Consider the following 26,102-nt stretch of genomic DNA (forward strand, 5'->3'; position numbering starts at 1 on the left):
GTGCCAACCGGGCGCTATACGTCGCAACTGTCGGTCGACGCGGGATCTCGTCCGGGCTCGGTTCGGCTCGAACGTAAGGTCGCGCGCGGTATTTCCCTTCTGGTGCCCTCGTTCGGTCTGATCGGTCTGATCGTGATGATGTCCTCCGACGGTCCCGTGGGAGTGGCGGCAGTGACCGTCTGCACGGTGGTCCTGCTGTCGACTCTCCCGGTGGGAGCCTGGTGGTGGCTCCGTTCTGTCGACGCCTCCCACATGCCCGGATGGTTCGTGGTGTACGCAGACGTCGGTGTGTCGGCGATGCTGTTCACCTTCGCCGACCGGCATCTCGCTCTGTACGGATCGGCTCTGTTCGCGGTGATCGGCATTTACATCGCGTACTTCTCGCGGCGGAACGTGCTCAAATTCCATACCGCGTTCGTCAATGCCGTCATTCTCGTCCTGGCGCTGCTGGCCCTGCTCGAGCAACCGGACGATCCGGCGGCGGTCCTCGCTCGGGCACTGGTGACGGTTCTGGTGGTCAACTCCGTTCTCGTGTTCCGCGCGGTGATTCGACGCCAACTCGATCTCGCCAACACCGATTCACTGACGGGCCTGCTCAACAGACGCGGCTTGGAACTTCGGCTCGAACGCATGATGGCCTCGCTCGATGCGCAGAGCTCGGTGGCCTTGATGGTGGTCGACCTCGACCAGTTCAAGCTGGTCAACGACACGTACGGCCATGCGGTGGGCGATGACGTGCTGCGCCGCACGGCCCGCAGGCTCGATGCTGCCACGGGTCGGCGGCCCTGCGTGGCCCGGACCGGAGGCGAGGAGTTCACCATCGCGATGTCGGTCGGGAGTGCCGCCGTGCACCGGTGCGCCGACGAGATCCGCGAGTCGATCCACGATCCGCTCGACGAGGTGCCGGTGACCGTCAGCGTCGGTGTGGCGCTGGTCGACGGCAGCCGCTGGTCCACCGCCGCAGAGTCGGGTGGCAGCTCGGACCTGCTGCACAATGTTCTGCTCGACGCGGATACCGCAATGTACGAGTCGAAGCACGCGGGCGGAAACAGAACAACGGTGTATGCAGGCGAATGATTCGCCGGCGTACACCGTTGTCTCGTCCTGGGGAGAACTGTCAGCGCAAGGCGCTCTTGGGGTCGTTCCACAACTGATCGGTGAAATCCTCCAGCGCGACGAGCACGATGGTGTCCTCGGTGCGGCGCAGGATCGACTTGCTGGCGCGCACCTGAACGATGTCACCGGTCTTGTCGGTCATCCGCCACAGGGAATCCGCACGGGTGGCCACCGTCGTGAGAAACATGTCGGCGACGTTGACGCCCTCCGGTGCCCGGTCGGGAAAGATGTCGTGCAGGTGGAAATCCACACGTTCGGTGCGGTCGAGACCGAACAGATCGTCGAAGGCCTCGTTCGCGAACACGATTGCACCGGTGGGATCGACAGCGAGGATCGGCACGGGAATCCGGTCGAGGACGACCGTCACCGGCAGATCGGGAAACTGCGTCGGATCCGAGATCGGCCGCGATTCGAGATTGCGCCGGTCACCGGCGGTGCCGTTGGAACTGCTGTCGGTCATAGGTCTCCCCAAACTGTGTCTCGTCGGCGCACGGCCGCGGCGAGGTGTGTGAAACGAAAACGATCAGTGACCCGGATTGTCTGCCAAACGCTTGATCGACGCGGCGATTTCGGCCTCGGCCTCGGCGCGCCCCACCCAGTCTGCACCGGTGACGTGCTTGTTGGGTTCGAGATCCTTGTAATGGACGAAGAAATGCTTGATCGCGTCGAGTTCGAACGTCGACACGTCGCTCAGATCCTGGATGTGATCCCAGCGGGTGTCGCCTGCGGGAACGCACAGGACCTTGTCGTCGCCGCCGGCCTCGTCGACCATCTTGAACATCGCGACGGGGCGGGCCTCGACGATGACGCCGGGAAAGACGGACTCGGGCAGCAGCACCAGTGCGTCCAGCGGATCGCCGTCCTCGCCGAGCGTGTTCTCGATGAATCCGTAGTCGGCTGGATACGCCATCGCGGTGTAGAGGTAGCGGTCGAGACGAACACGTCCGGTGACGTGGTCGACCTCGTACTTGTTGCGCTGCCCCTTGGGGATCTCGATGGTGACGTCGAACGGCACGTGCTGTCCTCACTGTCTTCGTCGAGCCGGAGGGGCTCGAGTCGTTGCGAATGTGTCGATGGTGGCGGCGCAAAGGCTACCGGACCCGAGGATACTGTTGACTGAACGATCACGGGTACGACCACGGCAGTAACGGAGGAACGGTGGCGGGGCTGACACGACGGTTCCTCGGTCCCACAGCGGGTCGACGGCGCAGGAAGAAGCGGTTGGTCCTGACGCTGTGCGCTGTGTTCACCGCGATCCTCGCCGCGACGACCGTTGCGCTCGTACTTCCGTCGGTGCCAGGAGTTGACGACACCGCCATCGAGCCCCCACCCGAGACAGTGTTGCCCGATCCGAAGATCACCCCGTTCCCGGGTTCTGCGCCCTCGCCCAGCTCGGCGGGACTTGCGAACGCACTGGCCCAGGCGGTCGACGATCCAGGCCTCGGTACGTTCACCGGAACCGTCGCCGACGCGCAGACCGGCCAGGTCCTGTGGTCCCGGAACCCCGATGCGCCGATGACGCCTGCATCGACCACCAAGGTGCTCACCGCCGCTGCCGCGATGCTCTCCCTCCCCGCGGAGCACCGAGTCACCACCCGTGTGGTCCAGGGGAGCGGCGAGGGCAACATCGTCCTGATCGCGGGCGGTGACCCCACGCTCACTGCACTGCCGGTCGGTACCGACGGGTTCTACCCCGGCGCCGCGCGCATCGACGACCTGGTGGAGCAGATCCGTCGCAGCGGAACAGCAGTGAGCAGCATCGCCGTCGACACCTCGATCTACACCGGCGACACCATGGCACAGGGCTGGTTCCCCGCCGACATAGCAGCCGGGTCGATCACCCCGATCGAACCGATCATGCTCGACGGTGGGCGATCGCAGCCCCTGGTCGACGAGTCGCCGCGCAGCACCACCCCGGCCCTCGACGCGGGCCGCGCACTGGCAGCGGGACTGGGCGTCGACCCGGCTGCGGTGACGACGGGTACGGCCGCCGAGGGGGCCGACCAGATCGCGTCGGTGCAATCCGCCCCACTCCGAAACCGCCTGCAGCAGATGATCTATCGGTCCGATAACGTGCTCGCCGAGGCCATCGGACGCGAACTCGCGATCGAGATGAACACGGCGCCGAGCTTTTCCGGTGCGGTCGCGTCCATCGGGCAGACCCTGTATTCCGCAGGCTTCGACATGGCCGGGATGACGCTGCAGGACGCCAGTGGGCTGTCGGTGGACGGCAGGATTCCGGCCAGGCTGCTCGATCAGGTGCTGACCTCGGCCGCCGGAGCAGAGCAGCCGACGCTCCGTCCCATGCTCGACTATCTGCCCGTTGCCGGTGCCACCGGAACGCTGTCGGATCGATATGCCTCGGGGGATCGCACCGGGGCGGGATGGGTGCGGGCCAAGACCGGAACCCTTTCTGCTGCAAGTGCTCTCGCAGGATATGTCGTGGACGTCGACGGTCGAATCCTGACCTTCGCGCTGATGTCGAACGACCGGCCCCCCGAGGTCAGTCGCCCCGCCCTCGATGCCGTGGCATCGACCTTGAGATTGTGTGGTTGCCAGTGAATATCGAAATCCCGGCGAATACCGAAGCAGCAACGAGTGCCGAGGACGACGAGGCAACGTCCGGTTTCGCCGGTGCAGTCGACTGGTCGGTGGCCGCGAAAACCGGTGCCAAGCTGGCCCGTAAGGGTCCCGCCACCTCCCGCTACACGGCCGAGGCGGCCGTGGAGGAGCTTGCCGCCGCATCGATTCGAGCCGAGGGGCCGGTTCGTGACACCACCGGCCTGGCCGACGGACTTCCCGTGCCCGACGCCCAGGTGGTCGACCGAGCAGGCTGGATCGCCGCGGCCGCGGCGTCGATGAAGCACCTCACCGGAGACGACGATACGTCGCCGTCCGGGCTGCTCGGCGGAAAGCCCGCCGGACTGCAGGCCGGAGCGATGCTGGCGTTTCTGTCCAGCGCCATTCTCGGACAGTACGATCCGTTCACCGGGGAGAACGGAACGCTGCTGCTGGTCGCGCCCAACGTGATTGCCGTCGAGCGGGCCCTTCGAGTCTCGCCGAGCGACTTTCGGCTGTGGGTGTGCCTGCACGAAGTGACGCACCGAGTGCAGTTCTCCTCCGCGCCGTGGCTCGGCGGATACATGCGCGAGAACGTGGGGGTGCTCTCCGGCGGCAGCGACGAGCCGCTCACCGACGTCGCCAACCGGCTGACCGGCGCGTTGAAGGCCCGCCGGAATCCGACCGGGGCAGCCAAGTCCGAGGACGCGGGCATCGTCGGCCTGCTGCGCGCCACCCAACCGCAGCCGCAGCGCGACGCGATAGACCGACTCCTGGTTCTCGGCACTCTGCTCGAGGGCCACGCCGACCATGTGATGGACGCCGTCGGACCTGCCGTCGTGCCGACCGTGGCACAGATTCGCGGCGCGTTCGATCAGCGTCGTCGACGCAAGGTCAGCCCGCTGCAACGCGTCGTGCGGGCACTGCTGGGCATGGACGCGAAAATGGCGCAGTACGTGCGCGGCAAGGCATTCGTCGACCACGTCGTCGCCGCGGTGGGGATGGAACGGTTCAACACCGTATGGACGGGACCGGGCACCCTGCCGCTGCTGTCGGAGATCGAAGACCCGGACGCTTGGATCGCTCGGGTCCTGGGTTAGCAGTGGTTCCTTCCCACCGCCCTGCGCTGCTGCCGGAAGGGCCGGCGTTGCTCGAGATTCGGCGGGCGGTGCGTGCGTGGCTGGTGGCCCATCCCGGCCCGGTCGTCGTCGCGCTGTCCGGTGGCGCGGATTCGCTGGCTCTGACGGCGGCGACCGTGGCCGAGGCTCCGAACGTGCGTGCGTTGATCGTCGACCACGGGCTTCAGGTCGGCTCGGCGGAGGTCGCCGCGACGGCAGCGGCCCGCGCCGTGAAGCTCGGTGTGGTCGATGCACGCGTGCTGCGGGTGCAGGTGTCCGGTTCGGGTGGGATGGAGGCCGCCGCACGAAAAGCCAGGTACGACGCGCTGAATCTCGCTCGTGGCGACGCATCGGTGCTGGTGGCCCACACCCTCGACGACCAGGCGGAGACGGTGCTGCTGGGGTTGGGGCGCGGATCCGGACCGCGGTCGATCGCCGGCATGGCGGCCTTCGATGCCCCCTGGGGTCGGCCGTTGCTCGGAGTCAGGCGCGGTGTCACCCGGGCGGCCTGCGTCGAGTTGGGACTCGAGCCGTTCGAGGATCCGCACAACACCGACACCGAGTTCACGCGGGTGCGATTGCGTCACGAGGTACTGCCTCTGCTCGAGGACGTGCTGGGGAGCGGCGTCGCCGCTGCACTCGCTCGAACGGCCAAGCAGTTGCGCGAGGACGGCCGGGTGCTCGACGCGATGGCCGAGTCGGTGCTCGACGCGGATGCGGCCGAGATCGAGGTCTCCGCGATCGAGACCGTCGAGCCCGCCGTTCGTCGTCGAGTTCTGCGGCGCTGGCTGCTCGGCCGGGGTGTGACGTCGCTGACCGATCGGCAGATCCGGGCCGTCGATGCCCTCGTCGGACGGTGGACCGGACAGGGTGGGGTTGCGCTGCCTGGGGGAACGCCCGAGGCGAGGTTGGTGTGCTCGCGTCGACATGGCAGGCTGAGCGTCGGCCTGGAGAACTAATGAAGGGAAACCCCGTGTACGAGGGCGACATCGAATCGGTTCTCATTTCCGAGGAACAGATCAAAACGCGCACCCAGGAACTCGCAGACGAGATCGCCCTGCGGTATCCCGAGGGCTCGCCCGAAGGCGACTTGCTGCTGGTCGGCGTTCTCAAGGGCGCGATCATGTTCATGACCGACTTCGCCCGAGCCCTGCCGATCCCGGCGCAGCTCGAGTTCATGGCGGTCAGCTCGTACGGCTCGTCGACATCGTCGTCCGGCGTCGTGCGCATTCTCAAGGACCTCGACCGCGACATCACCGGACGCCACGTGCTGATCGTCGAGGACATCATCGACTCCGGTCTGACGCTGAGCTGGCTCAAGCGCAATCTCGCGACCCGTTCGCCCGCCTCGCTCGCGGTGGTGACGTTGCTGCGCAAGCCCGACGCCATCAAGGTCGATGTGGAGGTCGCGAACGTGGGCTTCGACATTCCCAACGATTTCGTCGTCGGATACGGCCTCGACTACAACGAGCGCTACCGGGATCTGCCGTACATCGGGCTGCTGGACCCGAAGGTGTACAGCTGAGATCGGTTCCTTCGGTTCCTTCGGTCCGCCCGGTTCGCGTGAATGGACCATCGACGCGCTCAGACGTATGCAACGGTCCATCGATGCGGATAGGGTGCCCGAGAAGGTGGGGAACTGCCGGGGGAGTGCAGTCGTTGGAGGGGAAGAAGCGTCGACGCCGACAGGTGCGTGGACGCAGAGCGCCAGGTATGAGCGAGTCCGATGTCCGGGTCTCGCGGTAACCTGGAGCATCCGGCGGGCAGGGAGCAGCCAGCGCGCGGGAGCGGACTGAAAGGACACGGCCGAGTCGGCTGAAGCTGTATGAATCGGAAGACAGTAATACGAAATCTCGCCATCGTTTTCGGCATTCTGTTGGTGATCTATGCCTTCAGTTACTTCGGTAACGACACGCGGAACTGGACGACGGTCGACACCTCGGTGGCGATCGCCCAGCTCGACGACCGCAACGTCGAGTCCGCGCAGATCGACGACCGCGAGCAGCAGATTCGGCTCACCCTCAAAGAGGCCTCCGACGCGACGGACAATCAGAAGCAGATCATCGCCAAGTACCCGGATTCGGCGTCCGAGCAGATCTTCGACAAGGTCGATTCGCAAGGTCTCGACAGCTACAACACCACCGTCACCCAGGAGAGCTGGTTCAGCTCGTTCCTGCTGCTGATTCTTCCGATGGTGCTGATCCTCGGCGTGATCATCTTCGTCATGAGCCGCATGCAGGGCGGCGGCCGCGGCGGCGTAATGGGCTTCGGCAAGTCCAAGGCCAAGCAGTTGACCAAGGACATGCCCAAGACGACCTTCGCCGACGTCGCGGGTGCGGACGAAGCCGTCGAAGAGCTCTACGAAATCAAGGACTTCCTGCAGAACCCGGCGCGCTACCAGGCACTCGGAGCCAAAATTCCGCGCGGCGTGCTGCTGTACGGCCCTCCCGGAACCGGCAAGACGCTGCTGGCGCGTGCCGTCGCAGGCGAGGCAGGCGTCCCGTTCTTCACCATCTCGGGCTCGGACTTCGTCGAGATGTTCGTCGGTGTCGGTGCGTCCCGCGTGCGCGACCTCTTCGAGCAGGCCAAGCAGAACAGCCCCTGCATCATCTTCGTCGACGAGATCGACGCCGTCGGACGCCAGCGCGGTGCAGGCATGGGCGGCGGGCACGACGAGCGTGAACAGACGCTCAACCAGCTGCTCGTCGAGATGGACGGCTTCGGGGAGCGCACCGGCGTCATCCTCATCGCCGCCACCAACCGCCCCGACATCCTCGACCCGGCCCTGCTCCGTCCGGGCCGCTTCGATCGCCAGATCCCGGTCGGTGCCCCCGATCTGGCCGGCCGTCGGGCAATCCTGAAGGTGCACTCGGCAGGCAAGCCCGTGGCACAGGACGCCGACCTCGAAGGTCTCGCCAAGCGAACCGTCGGGATGTCCGGTGCCGACCTGGCCAACGTCATCAACGAAGCAGCATTGCTCACCGCTCGCGAGAACGGCACCGTCATCACCGAGGCCTCGCTGGAGGAATCGGTGGATCGAGTCGTCGGCGGCCCGCGGCGCAAGAGCCGCATCATCAGCGAGCACGAGCGCAAGATCACCGCGTACCACGAGGGCGGACACACCCTCGCTGCGTGGGCGATGCCCGATATCGAGCCCGTATACAAGGTCACCATTCTCGCTCGTGGTCGCACCGGCGGTCACGCGATGACCGTGCCCGAGGACGACAAGGGCCTGATGACGCGCTCGGAGATGATCGCTCGTCTGGTCATGGCCATGGGTGGACGCGCGGCGGAGGAACTCGTCTTCCACGAGCCGACCACCGGAGCATCCTCGGACATCGATCAGGCCACCAAGATCGCCCGTGCGATGGTGACCGAATACGGCATGAGCAGCAAGCTCGGAGCCGTCCGGTACGGACAGGAACAGGGCGACCCGTTCCTCGGCCGTTCGATGGGTCAGCAGTCCGATTTCTCGCACGAGGTCGCCCGCGAGATCGACGAGGAGGTGCGCAAGCTGATCGAGGCGGCGCACACCGAGGCATGGGCCATCCTCAACGAGTACCGCGATCTGCTCGATACCCTGGCCACCGAGCTGCTCGAACGAGAGACGCTCACTCGCAAGGACCTCGAGAAGATCTTCCACAGCGTGACCAAGCGGCCGCGGATCACCCTGTTCAACGACTTCGGTGACCGCAAGCCATCGGACAAGCCGCCGGTGAAGACTCCGCGTGAACTCGCCGCCGAGCGCGGCGAGCCGTGGCCTCCGGTGCCGCCGGCCCCGAAACAGCTTCCGCCGCAGCAGGTTCCACAGCCCAGCTACTCCGGTTCGCCGCAGATGAGCAAGGGTGGCTACCCGAACGGAAGTAACGGGTACAACGGCAGCCAGCCCAACGGCGCACCCACGAACGGCGCACCCACGAACGGCGCACCGACGAACGGGATGCCGTCGAACGGTGCACCGAACACCGGTGGCGGGCGACGCAGTGCCCCGGCCGCCGGTGACTACAACGGCGGCGGCCGCAACGGTGGCTACGGCGGACCGGTCAACGGTGGTGCTCCCAACGGCGGCGGGTACTCCGAGGGCTATCGCCGACCCGAACCTCGTTCGGGACCCAATCAGGGTTCGCGACCGGACTACGGCGCCCCGGCCGGATGGTCGGCTCCCGGCTGGCCTCCGCGTGACCAGCCGTCGGTGCCGCGCTACCAGGGCCCGAGCGGTCCGCCGCCTCAGGGTCCGCCGAGCCGCGACCAGCAGGAATCGGATCGACCGGAGCCGAATCGGTACGAACCGCCGCAGGGGCAATCGGCGTACGAGCAGCACCCGACGTATCAGCAACCCCAGGCCTACCGGCCGCCAGGCAACCCGCAGCCGGCCTACGAGCCTCCGCAGTATCAGCCGGACCCGTTCCGGCCGGATACACGCGATCAGGGCCGGCCGTCTCGGCACGCCCCTCCGTACGGTGAGAACACCGACAGCGGAGCAGCGGACGAGTCGTCTACCCCGACGTGGGAGGTTCCCGGCCCGTCGCAGAACTACCCTCTACCCGGCGACGACCGGGCCGAGAACGTTCCGCCCGAGGACTCCCGACGCGATGAGCACTTCGAGGGCGACGGCGACGAAGGTCCGCAGACGCAACGCTGGGAAGGGCCGGGCGGTTCTTACCGCTGAGCCGATCATTAGGCTTACTGGGTCGACTGTCACGGTCGGCCCAGTACGTCGTTCGAACCGTTCGCTGTGTCGACGCAATGGTCCTCTCGGGACTGTCGCACTCGGCCCAGCTGTCACATTCGCGGAGCCCAACCGGAGGTAAGTTCACGTGTCAGTCAATCGGACCGACGAGTCGACAAGCGACTCGGCAGAAGTCCCGGCAGTGGAACAGAGAGCACCGGAACCGCGTGCAGTCGAACAGACCGTCGCCTACGCCACCGGTGCCGTCTTCGATCAGCCTCGCGCCGAGGCCGCCGTGCGCGAGTTGTTGATCGCTATCGGCGAGGATCCCGATCGCCAGGGCTTGCTCGACACCCCCGCACGGGTCGCGCGCTCCTACCGCGAAATCTTCGCCGGTCTCTACACCGACCCGGACACAGCGCTGAACACGACGTTCGACGAGGGGCATCAGGAACTGGTCCTGGTTCGCGACATCCCCATGTTCTCCACGTGTGAGCACCACCTCGTCTCGTTTCACGGGGTCGCCCACGTCGGGTACATCCCGGGTAAGAGCGGCAAGGTCACCGGCCTGTCGAAGCTGGCGCGTGTGGTCGACATGTACGCCAAGCGTCCGCAGGTGCAGGAGCGTTTGACCAGCCAGATCGCCGACGCGTTGATGCGCAAGCTCGACCCGCGCGGAGCGATCGTGGTGATCGAAGCCGAGCACTTGTGCATGGCCATGCGAGGAATTCGCAAGCCGGGTGCCAGTACCACCACCTCGGCCGTGCGGGGTCTGTTGCAGTCCAGCGCAGCATCGCGTTCGGAAGCACTGGACCTGATTCTGCGGAAATGATGCAACCGGTCGATTGCCGATGAGTACTGCGCGAAGTATCCCCCCGGCACCCGTCGTCATGGGCGTTCTGAACGTCACTGCCGATTCCTTCTCCGACGGGGGTCGGTACCTCGACGTCGATGCTGCCGTCGAGCACGGATTGGCGATGCATCGTCGCGGAGTCGACGTCGTCGATGTCGGTGGTGAGTCCACCCGTCCCGGTGCCGACCGGATCGATCCGGTCGTCGAGGCTCGGCGCGTGGTGCCGGTGATCACCGCACTGGCTGCCGAGGGCGTGGTGACCAGTGTGGACACGATGCGCGCCTCGGTGGCCGAAGCAGCTATCGAGGCCGGGGTGTCGATCGTGAACGACGTCTCGGGTGGCCGAGCCGATCCGGCCATGGCTGGGGTGGTGGCAGAGGGTCGGTTGCCGTGGATCCTGATGCACTGGCGGGCCGCTGGATCCGAGTACCGACACTCCGGTCCGGCCGATCGCTACGCAGACGTGGTCGCCGACGTCCGCAGGGAACTGCTCGAACAGGTGGATCACGCGGTGGCTGCGGGGGTCGATGCATCGGCACTCGTGCTCGATCCCGGCCTCGGATTCGCCAAGAACGCCCAGCACAACTGGCAACTGCTCCGTGGTTTACCAGACTTGGTGGCGGCGGGATTCCCGGTTCTCGTCGGTGCTTCCCGTAAACGTTTCCTCGGATCGCTGCTGGCCGACGCAGACGGTTCGCCGCGTCCACCGGATGGACGTGAAATCGCCACTGCCGTGGTGTCGGCTCTGGCGCTCGCAGGCGGAGCGTGGGGTGTGCGTGTGCACGACGTCCAAGCGTCACTCGACGCGGTTGCCGTCGTCCGGGCATGGCAGGGTGATCGGGCATGAGCGAGATCAGTGGCCGCGAAATCAGTAGCCGCGACGGCATCGGAACGCGTCGCGGCGACCGCATCGAACTGCGTGGCCTGACGGTGCGCGGCAATCATGGAGTCTTCGACTTCGAGAAGCGAGACGGCCAGGATTTCGTCGTCGATATCACCGTGTGGATGGATCTGCGTCCCGCAGCCGAGACCGATGATCTGACCAGGACGTTGCACTACGGAGAGCTCGCCGAGCGCGCCGCGGCCGTCGTCTCGGGTCCGTCGAGAGACCTGATCGAGACGGTCTCCGCCGAGATCGCCGACGTCGTGCTGGCCTACGACTCCCGCGTCCACGCGGTGGAAGTGGTGCTGCACAAGCCGTCGGCCCCCATCCCGCTGACATTCGCCGACGTGGCCGTGGTGGCCTACCGGGAACGGCCGTGACCCGTGCGGTGCTGTCCATCGGCAGCAACATCGGTGATTCTCTGGGCCATTTACGGTCTGTGACAGAACAACTGGGTTCGCGAGTGGTGGCCTGCTCGCCTGTCTACCGATCTGCCCCTTGGGGCGGCGTCGAGCAGCAGGACTTCCTCAATGCGGTCGTGGTGGCCGCCGACGATGCATACGACGCCTGGGATTGGTTGCGCATGGGTCAGGGACTCGAGGAGGCGGCGGATCGCGTCCGAGTGCAGCACTGGGGTCCACGAAGTCTCGACGTGGACGTGGTGGCGTGCGACGACCTGGTCAGCGACGATCCTCGCTTGATCCTTCCGCATCCCCGCGCGCACGAGCGGGCCTTCGTCCTGCTGCCGTGGTTGGACATTGAACCCGACGCCACCTTGCGGGTCGGAGACCGTGATGTCCCGGTGCCGGAGTTGCTGAAGCGATTGAGTCCGCAGGAGCGTGCGGGAGTGGTGAAGCAGGAGTGGAGCCTGCGGGAACGACCAGACAAGCAGGATGAAATCACAGGTGAATCGTCGTGGTGACCAATCCCACCAAGGCCTGGGATGTAGTGGGCATTTTCCTGGTTGCCTCGGTTGGGACCTGGCTGCTGGTCCGGGTGTTCTACGGTTCGTTGCCACCGATTCCCGTGTATGCCGGGGCGTCGTTGTATCTGGTAGCGGTGGTTGAAGTGGTGACCGCAGTGATCGTTCGCAATCGCATCGCCGAGCATCGCGTGGGTACCGGGCTGCATGATCTGCATCCGTTGACGGTGTATCGGGCGTTGGTGCTGGCAAAGGCGTCGTTGCTGGTGGGGACCGCTGTTGCCGGGGTATGCGTCGGGTTCTTGGTGTACGTACTCCCCCGAGCGGCAACGGTGCGCGCCGCGTCGTCCGATCGGGCCGGGGCGATCGTGGCGCTGGTCGCGGGAGCGGCCGTCGTCGCTGCCGCGGTATGGCTCGAGCAGTGCTGCCGCACCCCGAAAGACCGGGACGACGAGCATTCTCGGTAACGCACCGATCATTCGATTGTTACCTCGGTTGTGTAGGCGATCGGTCGAGGATGACTATTTGCGATCGATTTGCCGGTTACCCTTGTGAACATGACAGATCAGACTCGCGCAAAGAAAGGACGCCGTGGCAGGCGTAGTGCGAGCCAGCTGTTCCTTGCGGCACTCGTCGTGTTCGGCATCGTCGCCAGCGTGCTGTTGCTGTTCAGCGAGAGCGTGCAATGGATGCGGGTCGGTGTTCTTTCGGCTCTGTGGGCTGCGGTGATCGGTGCCTTCGCGATGACGAAGTATCGCCGGGAAGCGGCCGCCGACCAGACCAAGGCCAAGGACCTGCAAACGGTGTACGAGTTGCAGTTGGCTCGGGAGATCTCGGCGCGACGAGAGTACGAGATGAACGTCGAGGCTCGGGTGCGCGGCGAATCGCGGATGGAGATCGACGAAGTCGCAGCGCTGCGCAACGAATTGGCCGCACTCCGTCAGAACCTGCAGGTGCTGTTCGACGGCAATTTGCCGACCGAACGCGTCGCATTGCGGGCCGAGGCGATGCGGATGCAAGAACTGGGCGGTCGACGGTACGACAGCTATCAGCCTGCGCCGTCCGGCCTGTACGTACCGGGGGGCGGGAACGGCAACGGCCCGATGGGTCCGGACTCCGGCCTCAACGGCGTCGGCACTCCCTACGACGAGCCCGTCACCGCCGAGACATCGGTGGTGTATCCCGAGGATCCGGACCAGATGCCGCAGGCCACCGCCGCGTCGACGGTTCCGGAGTCGCAGGATCGGTACGCCGAGAACTCGTCCGAGTCCGAGGAACCGAGCTACAACTCGGTTGCACCCGAAGCGGGAGCGGCCGATCCGTACGAGCGACCCGCTGCGCAGGCGCGTCCCTACAGCGCCCCCAGACAAGCCGCGCGAGTCACTCCGCCCAGTTCTCCCTTCACGGCGTACAACTTCGAGGAGACTCGTCCACCGGTCGCGCAGCCGGAACCGACGACGGATGACGAACCGCAGACTGCGGCCGAGCCTGAGCCCGCCGAGCCTCAGCCCACCGATACCTACGCCGCCGAGCCCTACCCGGCCGAGCCTGCAACGGACTACGCGTCGGAGCCTGCATACGGATCGGGCTCGGCCCAGGACGGCGACGCGTATCCCACGACCAGCAGCTCGCTGCGCGACTCGGCGGACGCATTCTTCTCCGCCGATCGCGACGACGAGCCGGCCGCAGAGGACACCTCCAGTGCGCCTCGACGCGGGCGTAGGCGCACAGGGTCCACCGACGACGATGCCACGGGAGCACACTCGAACGGCCGATCCGTTGCCGAGATCATGGCCGGCCTGCAGGGTGGGGACGGCTCCGATGTGGCCACCACCGATCCAGGTACGCGTCGTCGCCGCCGCCGCTCGGACTGAGAACCAGATCACACCGTCTTCCCTGGCACCTGAGGGGTCGCAGTAGCTAGGGTTCCCTGCAGGACGTCTGGTACCCGCCGTGCGGGACTGGAACGAACGAGAGGAAGTTTGCGGTGACCTCATCAGGGTTCACTGGCGGTCTGTCCCCGGCTCGCTTGACGGTTGGCGTCGTCTCGGCCGGTCGCGTGGGTACTGCGTTCGGTGAGGCGCTCGAACGCGTCGGGCACGTCGTCGTGGGTGCGGCTGCCGTATCGGATGCGTCCATTGCACGGGTTCGCGCCCGGTTGCCCGAGTCGCAGATCCTTCCGGTCGACGAGGTAGCTCGCCGCGCAGAGTTGCTGATTCTTGCTGTCCCCGACAACGAGCTGGCGTCGATCGTCGCCGGCCTGGCCGCTACGGGGGCGGTGGCACCGGGCAAGTTGGTGGCTCACACCTCCGGTGCCAACGGCGTTGCAGTACTCGAACCGCTCACCGCCCTCGGGGCCGTACCGCTGGCCATTCACCCGGCCATGACCTTCGGTGGCGGCGTCGAGGACACCGATCGGATGACGGCGGCGTGCTTCGGCATCACCGCAGGCGACGACATCGGATACGCGGTGGCGCAGGCACTCGTACTGGAGATCGGCGGCGAGCCGGTGCATGTGCCCGAGAGCAATCGGGCGCTCTACCACGCTGCTCTCGCGCACGGAAGCAATCATCTCGTCACACTCGTGGTCGATGCCGTCGAAGCGCTTCGGGTTGCGTTGGCCGGACCGGGATTTCCTGGCTCGGACGCGGTACGCGGCGTTCCCGAGCGTGTTCTGGCTCCGCTGCTCGAAGCTGCGCTGGACAACGCCCTGCGCAATGGGCAATCGGCGCTGACCGGCCCGGTGGCCCGAGGTGACGCCGCTGCAGTCGGTAGGCACCTCGAGGTGCTCGAAGCCGTGGATTCGCGTATTGCTGCCGGCTATCGAGCGCTGTCGCTGCGATCTGCGCAGCGCATCGGTGCCACGGCAGATTTGATCGAGATTCTGGAAGGGAAGAAATGACCCTCGCGGGTAGCTACACCAAGGGGCAGTTGATCGTTCACCACGACCCCGCGGTGATCACGTCGGTGTCGAAGGCATTGCGGGGAACCGGGAAGCAAGTGGCGCTGGTGCCGACCATGGGCGCACTGCACGCCGGTCACCTCCAGCTCGTGCGGCAGGCAAAGCTCACCGGCGCGGTGGTGATCGTGTCGATCTTCGTCAACCCGTTGCAGTTCGGCGTCGGCGAGGATCTCGATGCCTACCCGCGCACTCTCGACACGGATGTCGAATTGCTCCGAGAGGAGGGCGTCGAACTGGTCTTCGCCCCGTCCGCGGCCGAGATGTACCCGTCCGGCCCTCGCACCACGGTCCAGCCCGGTCCGATCGGCGCTGAACTCGAAGGTGGCAGCAGGCCGACGCATTTCGCGGGCATGCTCACCGTCGTCGCCAAACTTTTGCAGATCGCAGCGCCCCACCGTGCGTACTTCGGGGAGAAGGACTACCAGCAACTGACGTTGATTCGGCAGATGGTTCGGGATCTGAACTTCGACGTCGCTGTCATCGGGGTCCCGACGGTGCGCGAGCAGGACGGTCTCGCCTTGTCCTCGCGCAACCGATATCTCGACCCCGAGCAGCGGGAGGCGGCGATGGTGCTGTCGGCCGCGTTGGTGGCCGGTGCGCATGCGGCAGCCGGGGGAGTCGAGGCCATCATCGCCACTGCCCGTGCCGTACTGGACGAGGCCCCGCTGGTCCAGGTCGACTACCTGGAGGTGCGCGACCCGCACCTGGGGCCGGCTCCCGAACGTGGGGACGGCAGATTGCTCGTGGCGGCCAAGGTCGGGACCACGAGATTGATCGACAATGTCGGTGTCGCCGTCGGCACCGGTTTTCTGGAGGCAGCAGTGGAGCCTGCGGAACGACCAGAAACGAATAGTCCAGACGATCCGAAAAACGGAGAGTGACAGCATGTTTCGAACGATGATGAAATCCAAGATCCACCGCGCTACCGTCACGCACGCGGACCTGCACTACGTCGGTTCGGTGACCGTCGACCAGGATCTGATGGAGGCCGCCGATCTGCTGGAAGGCGAGCAGGTCACGATTGTCGACATCGACAACGGAGCGCGGCTCGAGACGTACGTGATCACCGGTGAGCGGGGCAGTGGCGTCATCGGAATCAACGGAGCCGCAGCACATCTGGTGAATCCGGGTGACTTGGTCATCTTGATCGCCTACGGGGTGATGAACGAACAGGAAGTTGTCGATTATGCACCGCGAGTGGTGTTCGTCGACGAGAAGAACCGGCCGGTCGAGCTCGGTACCGATCCGGCCCACGCGCCTGCGGGCTCGGGTCTGATCACTCCGCGCGATCTGCGGGCCGATTCCGTGCTGGTCTGATCCGATGCTTCTCGCGATCGATGTACGCAACACCAGTACCGTGGTCGGATTGTTCACCGGCACCGGCGATCATTCGAAGCTGCTGCGGGACTGGCGTATCCGGACCGATCCGCATGTGACGGCCGATGAGCTCGCCCTCATGTTGCGGGGGTTGCTCGGAGCCGAAGCAGACCAGATCACCGGAATCACGGCGCTGTCGACCGTGCCGTCGGTGCTGCGCGAGATGCGGACCATGCTCACGCGCTACTGGGATCACGTGGTGCACGTGGTGGTCGAACCGGGCGTGCGGACCGGTGTTCCGCTGCTGGTGGACAATCCCAAAGAGGTCGGTGCCGATCGCATCGTCAATACCCTTGCCGCACATGACTTGTACGGATCCGCATGCATCGTGGTGGACTTCGGAACCACCACGTGCGTCGATGTCGTGTCGGCCAAGGGGGAATTCCTCGGCGGTGCCATCGCCCCGGGGCTCGAAATGTCGGCGTGGGCGATGTCGACCCGGACCGCCACGCTGCGCGAGGTGGAGATGGTCAGGCCCCGCTCGGTGTTGGGTAAGAACACCGTCGAATGCATCCAGTCGGGCACCATCTTCGGGTTCGCGGGCCTAGTGGACGGGCTCGTCGGACGGATCAGGCGAGAGGTTCCCGAGCTGACCGGCACGGATGTCGCGATCATCGGCACCGGGGACATCGCCGCGTTGATCCTGCCCGAATCGACGACCATCGAGCATCACGAACCCGACCTGACCCTCGAGGGTCTCCGGCTGGTCTACGAACGGAACATGGCAAAACGTCGCCCGCGGTGAGTGTCTCGGAGCCACGTGTTTCGGACGAGCGCTGGCGCATCCTGCGTTCGTGTGTCAGAATTCTCCGCGTGATGACGTGCATGGCCACCCAGGAGTGTTGTCGAGGCTGACCCCTGCCTCGTTCGTTACACACCCCTGGAGTAGAGCTTCATGCTTTCCACACCTGTCCTTTCTGCACCCTCGCGAATTTCATTGTCACCGCGGTCGATATCGACTCTGCCGACGCGATTGCGGCCACATGACCTGCTGCGCGTCACCGATCAGAGCGCGTCGGACGTCCTCGAAGGCCGCCTCGATCATCTGCTTCCAGACGGCGGCCGCTGGCCGATCGGCGAGCGTTGGGCGAAGCGACTGCACTCCGACGACGACCTCGACGTCTGGTTGATCAGCTGGGTTCCCGATCGCTCCACCGAACTGCACGATCATGGCGGGTCACTCGGCGCTCTGACCGTTCTGAGTGGATCTCTGCTCGAATATCGTTGGGCTGGTACCGAACTGAAGCAGCGTCGCCTCGACGCTGGTGATCAGGCGGCGTTCCCGCTGGGTTGGGTGCACGACGTGATGCATGATCCGGCGTCCGCCACGACCGGCCCCACCCTCAGCGTGCACGCCTACTCACCGCCACTGACGGCGATGTCCTATTACGAAGTGACCGAACGGTCCACGCTTCGCCGCACCCGCAGCGAGCTCACCGACGCACCCGAGAAGGCCACGCTGTGACCATCCAGACCATGACAATTGTCGAAATGCTCGAATCTGCCCGCGAGACCATCGATCGCACCACAGTCTTCGAACTTCGCGACGCCGTCGATCGCGGCGCCGTCGTCGTCGATATCCGACCGCAGGCGCAGCGCGCCGTCGAGGGGACGCTGCCCGGCGCACTGGCCATCGAACGCAACGTCCTCGAATGGCGCTTGGACCCGACGAGCGATGCCCGGCTGGCGATTGCCGTCGACCACGATGTCGAATGGATCGTCATCTGCTCCGAGGGCTACACCTCCTCCCTTGCGGCCGCATCGCTTCAACTGCTGGGACTGCACAAGTCCACCGACCTGGTGGGTGGCTATCAAGCTCTGAAGTCGGCGGGTTTGCTCGGAGTGCTGACGCAGGCTCAGCACTGCGTGCGTGAGGCGGAGACGGTCGCCGCGCACTGATCGTCCCTACAGCGTTGCGCTGTAAGGTGTGTGCGCGTGACTGACACAGCTACTACCCAGCCGGCCGACGACACCCCGGAGCAACTACGGATTCGTCGTGCCAAGCGCGCTGCTCTGCTCGAGCGCGGGGTCGAGGCGTATCCCGTGTCGGTTCCGCGGACCCATTCTCTGCTCGAGATCCGAACCGAGTTTCCCGAGCTCGAAGCAGACACGACGACCGGTCTGATCGTCGGAGTCGCCGGCCGCGTCATCTTCGTGCGCAACACCGGCAAGCTGTGCTTCGCCACCCTGCAGGAGGGCGACGGCACCCAGCTGCAGGCCATGATCAGCCTGGCAGGTGTCGGCGAAGAGGCCCTCGCAGCATGGAAGTCCGACGTCGATCTCGGTGACTTCGTGTTCGTGCACGGAGAAGTCATCAGCTCACGACGCGGCGAGCTCAGTGTCATGGCCGACGAGTGGCAGATCGCGTCGAAGTCGTTGCGGCCGTTGCCCGTCGCACACAAGGAACTGAACGAAGAGACTCGTATCCGGCAGCGGTACCTGGATCTGATCACCAACCCGACCGCACGGGAGACCGCACGCAAGCGCATCGCCGTCGTCCGCGAACTGCGCAACGCGCTCGAACGTCGCGGCTTCCTCGAGGTCGAAACCCCGATGCTGCAGACCCTGCACGGCGGAGCGGCCGCCCGGCCCTTCGTCACCCACTCGAACGCCATGGACACCGACCTGTATCTGCGGATCGCACCGGAACTGTTCCTCAAGCGCTGCGTCGTCGGGGGCATCGAGAAGGTCTTCGAGATCAACCGCAACTTCCGCAACGAGGGTGCCGACTCGTCGCACTCGCCCGAGTTCGCGATGCTCGAGACCTACGAGGCCTACGGCACATACGACGACTCGGCGAAGATGACCCGTGAGCTCGTCCAGGAGGTGGCCGTGGCCGCCCTCGGCTCGACTGTCGTGACGTTGCCCGACGGCACCACCTACGACCTCGGTGGCGAATGGACGACGTTGGAGATGTACCCGTCGCTGTCGACCTCGCTCGGGTTCGACGTCACACCCGACACCACCGTCGATGAACTGCTCGCGATCGCGGACAAGGTCGGAGTCGAGGTGCCCCGCAAGGACGGCGTCCCGATCTACGGTCACGGCAAGTTGGTCGAAGAGCTATGGGAACACCAGGTGGGCGACGCGTTGACCGAACCGACGTTCGTTCGCGACTTCCCGGTCGAAACGTCCCCGCTGACGCGCCAGCACCGCAGCAAGCCCGGCATCACCGAGAAGTGGGATCTCTACGTCCGTGGGTTCGAACTCGCCACCGGGTACTCCGAGTTGGTCGATCCGGTCATCCAGCGCGAACGATTCGAGGACCAGGCGCGCCAAGCCGCAGCGGGCGACGACGAGGCCATGGTGCTGGACGAGGACTTCCTCGCGGCGATGGAACAGGGCATGCCGCCGACCACCGGAACCGGCATGGGCGTCGACCGGTTGCTGATGGCACTGACCGGGTTGGGTATCCGCGAAACGATCCTGTTTCCGATCGTCAAGCCGTCCCAGGCCTGATTCGACGGTAGAGAACTGTTCGCCAGCAGCGGACAGTGAATGGGAAACGTTTTGCATTGTGCCTGCGTTATGAACAGTAAGCAGGCAAGGCAGTCCGAATTCGTGGGCGGTCGCGCAGCATTTCAGGGGTGGAGGGTCGGCGTTCGTCACGTCGGCCAACTACAGTGAGACTCAGTCTTACCTTCAAATGCACAAGCGACCGTAGCGTTACGGACACTGCGGCGCTAGAAGAACCGGTGGGCGAGCTACCACCCGCCAAGAAGTGAGGGAGAGCGATGTTCGAGAGGTTCACCGATCGCGCGCGGCGTGTTGTCGTCCTGGCTCAAGAAGAAGCCCGGATGCTCAACCACAACTACATCGGCACGGAGCACATTCTGCTCGGCCTCATCCACGAGGGCGAAGGCGTCGCAGCCAAGTCCCTCGAGTCGCTGGGCATCTCCCTCGAAGGAGTCCGCAGCCAGGTAGAGGAAATCATCGGTCAGGGCCAGCAGGCTCCGTCCGGTCACATTCCGTTCACCCCGCGCGCCAAGAAAGTACTCGAGCTCAGCCTCCGCGAAGCGCTGCAGCTCGGCCACAACTACATCGGCACCGAGCACATCCTGCTGGGTCTGATCCGCGAAGGCGAAGGCGTCGCAGCTCAGGTTCTGGTCAAGCTCGGAGCCGACCTCAACCGCGTCCGGCAGCAGGTCATCCAGCTGCTCTCGGGTTACCAGGGCAAGGAGCCCAGCGAGTCCGGCAGCGGCCGCGGCGAAGCCGGCACCCCGTCCACCTCGCTGGTTCTCGACCAGTTCGGACGCAACCTGACCCAGGCAGCGCTCGAGGGCAAGCTCGACCCGGTCATCGGGCGCGCGAAAGAAATCGAGCGCGTCATGCAGGTGCTGTCGCGTCGTACCAAGAACAACCCGGTTCTCATCGGTGAGCCCGGTGTCGGTAAGACCGCGGTCGTCGAAGGCCTGGCACAGGCCATCGTCAACGGCGAGGTCCCGGAGACGCTCAAGGACAAGCAGCTCTACACCCTCGACCTCGGCTCGCTCGTGGCCGGCAGCCGCTACCGCGGTGACTTCGAGGAGCGCCTGAAGAAGGTACTCAAGGAGATCAACACCCGCGGCGACATCATCTTGTTCATCGACGAGCTGCACACGCTCGTCGGCGCAGGTGCTGCCGAAGGTGCCATCGACGCAGCGTCGATCCTCAAGCCCAAGTTGGCTCGTGGCGAACTGCAGACCATCGGTGCCACCACCCTCGACGAGTACCGCAAGTACATCGAGAAGGACGCCGCACTCGAGCGTCGGTTCCAGCCCGTTCAGGTGGGCGAGCCGACCGTCGAGCACACCATCGAGATCCTCAAGGGTCTGCGTGATCGCTACGAGGCTCACCACCGCGTCTCGATCACCGACGGTGCCCTCGTCGCGGCCGCCACGCTGGCCGACCGGTACATCAACGACCGGTTCTTGCCCGACAAGGCAATCGACCTCATCGACGAGGCGGGCGCGCGGATGCGCATCCGCCGGATGACCGCGCCGCCAGACCTGCGCGAGTTCGACGACAAGATCGCCGACGCGCGCCGGGAGAAGGAATCGGCCATCGACGCACAGGACTTCGAGAAGGCTGCGAACCTGCGCGACAAGGAGAAGACGCTCGTCGGTCAGCGTGCCGAGCGCGAGAAGCAGTGGCGTTCCGGTGACCTCGACGTCGTCGCCGAGGTGGACGACGAGCAGATCGCCGAGGTTCTGGGCAACTGGACCGGCATCCCCGTCTTCAAGCTCACCGAGGAGGAGACCACCCGTCTGCTCCGCATGGAGGACGAGCTGCACAAGCGGATCATCGGCCAGGTCGAGGCAGTCAAGGCTGTCTCCAAGGCGATCCGTCGTACCCGTGCAGGTCTGAAGGACCCGAAGCGTCCGTCGGGCTCGTTCATCTTCGCCGGCCCCTCGGGTGTCGGTAAGACCGAGCTGTCGAAGGCTCTCGCGAACTTCCTCTTCGGCGAGGACGATGCGCTGATCCAGATCGACATGGGCGAGTTCCACGACCGCTTCACCGCGTCACGCCTGTTCGGTGCTCCTCCCGGATACGTCGGCTACGAAGAGGGCGGTCAGCTCACCGAGAAGGTGCGTCGCAAGCCGTTCTCCGTGGTTCTGTTCGACGAGATCGAGAAGGCCCACTCGGAGATCTACAACACGCTGCTTCAGGTGCTGGAAGACGGTCGACTCACCGACGGCCAGGGACGCACGGTCGACTTCAAGAACACCGTGCTGATCTTCACCTCGAACCTCGGTACCGCAGACATCTCGAAGGCTGTCGGCCTCGGCTTCTCCTCGGGTGAAGGCACCGGATCGAACTACGAGCGGATGAAGCTCAAGGTCAACGACGAGCTGAAGAAGCATTTCCGGCCCGAGTTCTTGAACCGTATCGACGACATCGTCGTGTTCCACCAGCTCACGCGAGACGAGATCATCCAGATGGTCGATCTCATGCTCAACCGAGTCGAGGGTGCGCTCAAGAACAAGGACATGGCGATCGAGGTCACCGAGAAGGCGAAGTCGTTGCTCGCCAAGCGTGGATTCGATCCGGTACTGGGTGCGCGGCCACTGCGTCGCACCATCCAGCGCGAGATCGAGGACGCACTGTCGGAGAAGATCCTCTTCGGCGAGATCGAGGCCGGCCAGATCATTCTGGTCGACGTCGAGAACTGGGACGGCGAAGGCGCAGGCGAGGACGCGAAGTTCACGTTCCGCGGCGAGAAGAAGGCCATCATCGTCCCCGACGAGGTCCCGGTCGACCTGGCCAAGGCCGCTGGAGACAGCGACAGCGAGTAAGTTTCACAGCACAACGAGCACGGGCGATCCTCTTCGGAGGGTCGCCCGTTGTCGTATGTCCGCCCGCCCCAGCCCGCCGCCGCATACCGTCCCCGCCCGTCCGCCCCATCCCGTCCCCGCCCGCGTCAATGGACCCTTGCACCGCTCAGACGTATGCAGTGGTCCATTGACGCGACGACAGGCGAGCGGCGAGAGCAGCAGCGATGACGAACAATTCCGCGAGCACGATCCAGAACAGCAATGCCACATCGGGAGCCCAGCGGGTCAGGATCGAGATCGGCGCACCGGCCGATGCCGGCAGCGTGAAGTACAGCGCGGCCCCGGCCGCGAGGGCAATCAGAATTCGGGTTCGTACCCATCGGCCCGGGGCAGCCCCGAGGTGGAGCAGGATTCGCGTCGCACAGATCGCGAGCAGCGTCGCGAACAGGCTCGACGCGATCAGGGTGGCCTCGTAGAAGCCGAAGGACGAAGCACGAGGTTCGTCGATTCCGAGTCGAGCCAGTACGAGAGAACGGGCCGCGGAAGCGAGCTTGTCGGCCTCGAGTTCTCCGTACCGGTTGGTCGCGAACACGACCGCCAGATGGCGCTCGGGGATCAGCGCGACGTGAGTGAAATAACCGGGGACTGCCCCGGAGTGCCATCGCATCTCGGTTCCGTCGGGCAAGGTCTCGACGTACCAGCCGAATCCGTAGGCGGTCCCGGAGCCCGTCGGCACCGTATCGGAACTGTTCGACGCGGCAGCCGTGAGTTGCCGGGATGCATACCGCGAGAGCTCGTCGATGGAACCACCGAGGTAGCCGTACCCGAGTCCAGCGGCATCGGTCCCGGTGTCGATGCGTCGTGGGAACGTGAAGAACGGAACATGCCCGGGCGCAACTGCGCCGGCGGTGTGGACCCCGGTTTCGCGAGCCGCGACGTCAGCGAAAGGTTTGGCAGTCGTCTTCTCGACGATCGCTTGCAGCAGTAGATAGTTGAGGCTCGAATACTCGAACGTGCCGCGGTCGTCCGCGCTGACCTCGAGAGTGGGTACGACGTCGAGTGCTCGCTGCGTTCGACCCCACACGTCGAGCTGGACCACGTCGTGCGGGAGTCCGCTGGTGTGGTGGATCAGATCGTCGATGGTGACGTTCCCGGGAAGAATCGAATTACTTTCCGGTAGAACCGAATTCACGGATGCGTCGAGTCCGAGGCGGTGTTGCTCGACCAGCCCGTACACCGTCGCCGCCGTCACCGACTTCGATACCGAACCCCACACGAACGGCGTGCCGTCGTCGATCGACGCACCGTCTCCGTCCACCCCGTACTCGATGTTCTCGATCACCTCGCGCTCGGAGACGACCCGGAAAGCCGCCCCCGGCAGGCCCAGCTCCTCGGCGACAACCCCGACGTCCGACGCGGTGTCACCGCCGGACACGGTCGGGGATGCTGTGAGGAGTGCTGCGACGGTCAGTAGGGCGTGCACGATTCGCATGGGTGGAGTGAACCAATTTCACCGAGACCGACGCCTCCGTGAACACCCTGATTTTTGACCTGACCTGACCTCAGCGAACCAGCCCGGCGATCCAGGGCAGGACGTCGGAGTATGCCGCCAGGGACGCGGGTTGGTGGTTGACGCCCTTCAACGGGATGGCCGGGAATCGGTATTCACGGTAGGTGATGTCGTCGGCACCCAGGTCCTGCCAGCGCCGAAGCAGCAGGCGACTCTGCTCGATGGGTACGGTGTCGTCCTGCGCTCCATGCGAGAGGTACACCGGGATGGCGGGGGCTATGCGTCCGAGGGTGTTGTCCGCAGTTATGTCGGCCAGAGTCGGGCTGTTCAGTTGCTCGGAGAACGGGCGGCCGTCGCGGGTGAGTTCGCTGGTGCTCACGACGGCGGTTGCCGCGGCGTCGGTGCTGCACCAGTTCTGTGCGGCGTCGAGCATGGCGACCCCATCGGAGTCGAAGAGGCCACGGATGCTCTCGGCCTGTTCCGGATACGCGTTGATCATGCCGTCGACGGCGAAGAGCACTGCGCTGCCGAGTGTGGTGTTGTCGAGGGGGGCGATGTTGAGTGTCGGATCCGCTGGTGGCGCGCCGACATACGCTCCGACAATGTTCAGTTCCGGGGCGTAGGTGGCGGCGAGTTCGGCTGCGGATGCGGAAGCGAATCCGCCTTCGGAGTAGCCGAACAGCATCACCGGGGTAGCGGGGTCGGCCTCTGCGGTCCTGGCGGCGTCGAGCAGAGCTCTGCCCGAGGCCAGTCGGTTCAGGTACGTATGTCCGCCGGGGGTGCCAAGCCCCTGGTAGTCCGTTGCAACGACGCGGTATCCGGCCAGGAGCAGCGGCAAAATGGCGGGGGACGAGCCGACGGTTCCCAGCACAGCCGATCCGGCGCAGCGATCGGCCATACCGGAGGTGCCGGGCGCATAGGCGATCACCGGTCTCGGGCCGGGGCCAGGCCACGGAGCGATCGGGGTCGCGGTGTAGCCCGAGACGATCATGGGGTTGTCGTGAGTGTCGGTGGACCGATAGAGAATCCGCTCGATGTCGAAGCCCAGTCCGAATCCTTTGGGCGAGTCGAAGGGCAGGTCTCGGACCACCTCGCCGGGGGCCGCCGTACCGATCGTCGCCACCGGCGCGCTGTAGAAATCGCTGAGCCGATCGGCCTGGGCCGTCGTCGTCGACGCAGCGGTCAGCAGCAGAATCGCGCTGGACAGGAGCGTTGCCGATCTCGAGAAGTACTTCACCCGTCGCACCCTTCGTGTCGAGATTCCCGCACTCGATGGCCCGGTGACCTCGCTGAGGTTAGCCTGAGGATTGGTCCTACACAGGGCCGACAACGGAAGGAATCGGTTCGATGCCAACTCGTACTTCACGCACAGCTTGGAACGGCACTCTGGAACAAGGTTCCGGCCAGGTAGAGCTGTCCAGTTCCGGCGCAGCGACTTTCGACGTGTCGTTTCCCAAGCGCGCGGCCGAGAACGCCGACGGCACCACCAGTCCCGAGGAATTGATCGCCGCGGCGCATTCGAGTTGCTACGCGATGCAACTGTCGGCTCTGATTGCGGAGGCCGGCGGCACTCCGCAGAGCCTCGAGGTCACGGCCGACGTCTCGCTGGGTCCGGACGAGCCGGGGTTCAAGTTGACCGGCATCAAACTGACCGTTCGAGGCGAGGTGGACGGTCTCGACGCCGATGGTTTCGCGAAGGCAGCTCAGGCGGCCAAAGAAACGTGTCCGGTCAGCAAGGCGCTCACCGGCGTCGAGATCACCTTGGACGCGGCTCTGGAGGGCTGAATGCGGCGAACTACCCGATGCGAGACCAGTGAGCCATCGTCAGGTTCGAATTAGTTCATCGTTGAACCCATCTATGGATGATTCGGTGACGAAT

At 65.4% G+C, this 26,102-nt stretch carries 25 protein-coding genes; 21 read left to right on the forward strand and 4 right to left on the reverse strand.

Annotated features, from left to right (window positions below):
• Complete coding sequence (locus RHODMAR_RS07355; RefSeq protein WP_008712978.1) at positions 1 to 1,077, forward strand: GGDEF domain-containing protein; 1,077 nt, start codon at positions 1 to 3, stop codon at positions 1,075 to 1,077.
• Between the two features lie 40 nt (positions 1,078 to 1,117).
• On the opposite strand, the gene RHODMAR_RS07360 is transcribed toward RHODMAR_RS07355, so the two are convergent.
• Both RHODMAR_RS07360 and RHODMAR_RS07365 read right to left on the reverse strand, forming a co-directional pair.
• Positions 1,118 to 1,576: a PAS domain-containing protein gene (locus tag RHODMAR_RS07360; RefSeq protein WP_008712980.1), complete on the reverse strand. Its 459-nt coding sequence runs from the start codon at positions 1,574 to 1,576 to the stop codon at positions 1,118 to 1,120.
• A gap of 63 nt (positions 1,577 to 1,639) precedes the next feature.
• The gene (locus tag RHODMAR_RS07365; protein ID WP_008712983.1) at positions 1,640 to 2,131 is read right to left on the reverse strand and encodes an inorganic diphosphatase; all 492 of its coding nucleotides are present in this window, start codon (positions 2,129 to 2,131) and stop codon (positions 1,640 to 1,642) included.
• Positions 2,132 to 2,274: 143 nt separating this feature from the next.
• Between RHODMAR_RS07365 and dacB the strand changes: the two genes are divergently transcribed.
• The 19 genes from dacB (at position 2,275) to RHODMAR_RS07460 (ending at position 22,734) form a co-directional block, all read left to right on the forward strand.
• Positions 2,275 to 3,678: a D-alanyl-D-alanine carboxypeptidase/D-alanyl-D-alanine endopeptidase gene (gene dacB / locus RHODMAR_RS07370; RefSeq protein ID WP_042938329.1), complete on the forward strand. Its 1,404-nt coding sequence runs from the start codon at positions 2,275 to 2,277 to the stop codon at positions 3,676 to 3,678.
• 2 nt (positions 3,679 to 3,680) lie between these two features.
• Positions 3,681 to 4,775 (forward strand): zinc-dependent metalloprotease, encoded by a 1,095-nt coding sequence (locus tag RHODMAR_RS07375; RefSeq protein WP_442970039.1) that lies wholly within the window; start codon positions 3,681 to 3,683, stop codon positions 4,773 to 4,775.
• Positions 4,751 to 5,752: a tRNA lysidine(34) synthetase TilS gene (tilS, locus tag RHODMAR_RS07380; protein ID WP_042938332.1), complete on the forward strand. Its 1,002-nt coding sequence runs from the start codon at positions 4,751 to 4,753 to the stop codon at positions 5,750 to 5,752. Before RHODMAR_RS07375 ends, tilS begins: the two co-directional genes overlap by 25 nt.
• Before the next feature lie 14 nt (positions 5,753 to 5,766).
• Positions 5,767 to 6,318 (forward strand): hypoxanthine phosphoribosyltransferase, encoded by a 552-nt coding sequence (hpt, locus tag RHODMAR_RS07385; protein WP_042938354.1) that lies wholly within the window; start codon positions 5,767 to 5,769, stop codon positions 6,316 to 6,318.
• Positions 6,319 to 6,618: 300 nt separating this feature from the next.
• Positions 6,619 to 9,462: an ATP-dependent zinc metalloprotease FtsH gene (ftsH, locus tag RHODMAR_RS07390; protein WP_051047854.1), complete on the forward strand. Its 2,844-nt coding sequence runs from the start codon at positions 6,619 to 6,621 to the stop codon at positions 9,460 to 9,462.
• Between the two features lie 202 nt (positions 9,463 to 9,664).
• Positions 9,665 to 10,294 (forward strand): GTP cyclohydrolase I FolE, encoded by a 630-nt coding sequence (gene folE / locus RHODMAR_RS07395; RefSeq protein WP_042938358.1) that lies wholly within the window; start codon positions 9,665 to 9,667, stop codon positions 10,292 to 10,294.
• 19 nt (positions 10,295 to 10,313) lie between these two features.
• A complete protein-coding gene (gene folP, locus RHODMAR_RS07400; RefSeq protein WP_008712994.1) occupies positions 10,314 to 11,162 on the forward strand; it encodes a dihydropteroate synthase in 849 nt (282 codons plus the stop codon).
• Entirely contained in the window at positions 11,159 to 11,578 is a 420-nt protein-coding gene (gene folB, locus RHODMAR_RS07405; RefSeq protein WP_008712995.1) for a dihydroneopterin aldolase, read from the forward strand. Before folP ends, folB begins: the two co-directional genes overlap by 4 nt.
• Complete coding sequence (folK, locus tag RHODMAR_RS07410; protein WP_008712997.1) at positions 11,575 to 12,120, forward strand: 2-amino-4-hydroxy-6-hydroxymethyldihydropteridine diphosphokinase; 546 nt, start codon at positions 11,575 to 11,577, stop codon at positions 12,118 to 12,120. The genes folB and folK overlap by 4 nt, the downstream gene beginning before the upstream one ends.
• Positions 12,117 to 12,587, forward strand: a complete 471-nt coding sequence (locus RHODMAR_RS07415; protein ID WP_042938362.1) for a DUF3180 domain-containing protein — start codon at positions 12,117 to 12,119, stop codon at positions 12,585 to 12,587. The genes folK and RHODMAR_RS07415 overlap by 4 nt, the downstream gene beginning before the upstream one ends.
• A gap of 90 nt (positions 12,588 to 12,677) precedes the next feature.
• On the forward strand, positions 12,678 to 13,994 hold the full coding sequence (locus RHODMAR_RS07420; protein WP_051047868.1) for a DUF6779 domain-containing protein: 1,317 nt from the start codon (positions 12,678 to 12,680) through the stop codon (positions 13,992 to 13,994).
• A 113-nt stretch (positions 13,995 to 14,107) separates the two neighbouring features.
• Positions 14,108 to 15,022, forward strand: a complete 915-nt coding sequence (locus RHODMAR_RS07425; RefSeq protein ID WP_008713005.1) for a Rossmann-like and DUF2520 domain-containing protein — start codon at positions 14,108 to 14,110, stop codon at positions 15,020 to 15,022.
• Complete coding sequence (gene panC / locus RHODMAR_RS07430) at positions 15,019 to 15,963, forward strand: pantoate--beta-alanine ligase (protein WP_008713007.1); 945 nt, start codon at positions 15,019 to 15,021, stop codon at positions 15,961 to 15,963. The genes RHODMAR_RS07425 and panC overlap by 4 nt, the downstream gene beginning before the upstream one ends.
• A gap of 4 nt (positions 15,964 to 15,967) precedes the next feature.
• The gene (gene panD / locus RHODMAR_RS07435; RefSeq protein ID WP_008713009.1) at positions 15,968 to 16,399 is read left to right on the forward strand and encodes an aspartate 1-decarboxylase; all 432 of its coding nucleotides are present in this window, start codon (positions 15,968 to 15,970) and stop codon (positions 16,397 to 16,399) included.
• A gap of 4 nt (positions 16,400 to 16,403) precedes the next feature.
• Positions 16,404 to 17,204, forward strand: coding sequence for a type III pantothenate kinase (locus RHODMAR_RS07440; RefSeq protein ID WP_008713012.1), 801 nt, complete (start codon positions 16,404 to 16,406; stop codon positions 17,202 to 17,204).
• Between the two features lie 150 nt (positions 17,205 to 17,354).
• Positions 17,355 to 17,924, forward strand: coding sequence for a cysteine dioxygenase (locus tag RHODMAR_RS07445; protein WP_008713013.1), 570 nt, complete (start codon positions 17,355 to 17,357; stop codon positions 17,922 to 17,924).
• An 11-nt stretch (positions 17,925 to 17,935) separates the two neighbouring features.
• Positions 17,936 to 18,358, forward strand: a complete 423-nt coding sequence (locus RHODMAR_RS07450) for a rhodanese-like domain-containing protein (RefSeq protein ID WP_042938364.1) — start codon at positions 17,936 to 17,938, stop codon at positions 18,356 to 18,358.
• Between the two features lie 36 nt (positions 18,359 to 18,394).
• Positions 18,395 to 19,918, forward strand: a complete 1,524-nt coding sequence (gene lysS / locus RHODMAR_RS07455) for a lysine--tRNA ligase (protein ID WP_008713017.1) — start codon at positions 18,395 to 18,397, stop codon at positions 19,916 to 19,918.
• 275 nt (positions 19,919 to 20,193) lie between these two features.
• Entirely contained in the window at positions 20,194 to 22,734 is a 2,541-nt protein-coding gene (locus tag RHODMAR_RS07460) for an ATP-dependent Clp protease ATP-binding subunit (protein WP_042938333.1), read from the forward strand.
• A 145-nt stretch (positions 22,735 to 22,879) separates the two neighbouring features.
• On the opposite strand, the gene RHODMAR_RS07465 is transcribed toward RHODMAR_RS07460, so the two are convergent.
• Both RHODMAR_RS07465 and RHODMAR_RS07470 read right to left on the reverse strand, forming a co-directional pair.
• On the reverse strand, positions 22,880 to 24,205 hold the full coding sequence (locus tag RHODMAR_RS07465; protein WP_008713020.1) for a serine hydrolase domain-containing protein: 1,326 nt from the start codon (positions 24,203 to 24,205) through the stop codon (positions 22,880 to 22,882).
• Positions 24,206 to 24,275: 70 nt separating this feature from the next.
• Positions 24,276 to 25,460 carry a lipase family protein gene (locus tag RHODMAR_RS07470; protein ID WP_008713022.1) on the reverse strand — a complete coding sequence of 395 codons (1,185 nt, stop codon included), beginning with the start codon at positions 25,458 to 25,460 and terminating at the stop codon, positions 24,276 to 24,278.
• A gap of 110 nt (positions 25,461 to 25,570) precedes the next feature.
• Between RHODMAR_RS07470 and RHODMAR_RS07475 the strand changes: the two genes are divergently transcribed.
• Positions 25,571 to 26,008, forward strand: coding sequence for an OsmC family protein (locus RHODMAR_RS07475; protein WP_008713025.1), 438 nt, complete (start codon positions 25,571 to 25,573; stop codon positions 26,006 to 26,008).
• Positions 26,009 to 26,102: the final 94 nt, after the last annotated feature.

Origin of the sequence: Rhodococcus sp. AW25M09 (assembly GCF_000333955.1) — a bacterium.
In the GTDB taxonomy this organism is placed as follows: Bacteria; Actinomycetota; Actinomycetes; order Mycobacteriales; family Mycobacteriaceae; genus Rhodococcoides.

What these genes read in the sequence shown, in the direction of transcription:
- RHODMAR_RS07420 (WP_051047868.1), top strand. Translation starts at nt 12,678, where the DNA reads ATGACAGATCAGACTCGCGCAAAGAAAGGACGCCGTGGCAGGCGTAGT.
- panC (WP_008713007.1), top strand. Translation starts at nt 15,019, where the DNA reads ATGACCCTCGCGGGTAGCTACACCAAGGGGCAGTTGATCGTTCACCAC.
- panD (WP_008713009.1), top strand. Translation starts at nt 15,968, where the DNA reads ATGTTTCGAACGATGATGAAATCCAAGATCCACCGCGCTACCGTCACG.
- RHODMAR_RS07360 (WP_008712980.1), bottom strand. Translation starts at nt 1,576, where the DNA reads ATGACCGACAGCAGTTCCAACGGCACCGCCGGTGACCGGCGCAATCTC.
- RHODMAR_RS07475 (WP_008713025.1), top strand. Translation starts at nt 25,571, where the DNA reads ATGCCAACTCGTACTTCACGCACAGCTTGGAACGGCACTCTGGAACAA.
- RHODMAR_RS07460 (WP_042938333.1), top strand. Translation starts at nt 20,194, where the DNA reads ATGTTCGAGAGGTTCACCGATCGCGCGCGGCGTGTTGTCGTCCTGGCT.
- folB (WP_008712995.1), top strand. Translation starts at nt 11,159, where the DNA reads ATGAGCGAGATCAGTGGCCGCGAAATCAGTAGCCGCGACGGCATCGGA.
- ftsH (WP_051047854.1), top strand. Translation starts at nt 6,619, where the DNA reads ATGAATCGGAAGACAGTAATACGAAATCTCGCCATCGTTTTCGGCATT.
- RHODMAR_RS07465 (WP_008713020.1), bottom strand. Translation starts at nt 24,205, where the DNA reads ATGCGAATCGTGCACGCCCTACTGACCGTCGCAGCACTCCTCACAGCA.
- RHODMAR_RS07450 (WP_042938364.1), top strand. Translation starts at nt 17,936, where the DNA reads ATGACAATTGTCGAAATGCTCGAATCTGCCCGCGAGACCATCGATCGC.
- folP (WP_008712994.1), top strand. Translation starts at nt 10,314, where the DNA reads ATGAGTACTGCGCGAAGTATCCCCCCGGCACCCGTCGTCATGGGCGTT.
- RHODMAR_RS07440 (WP_008713012.1), top strand. Translation starts at nt 16,404, where the DNA reads ATGCTTCTCGCGATCGATGTACGCAACACCAGTACCGTGGTCGGATTG.
- RHODMAR_RS07445 (WP_008713013.1), top strand. Translation starts at nt 17,355, where the DNA reads ATGCTTTCCACACCTGTCCTTTCTGCACCCTCGCGAATTTCATTGTCA.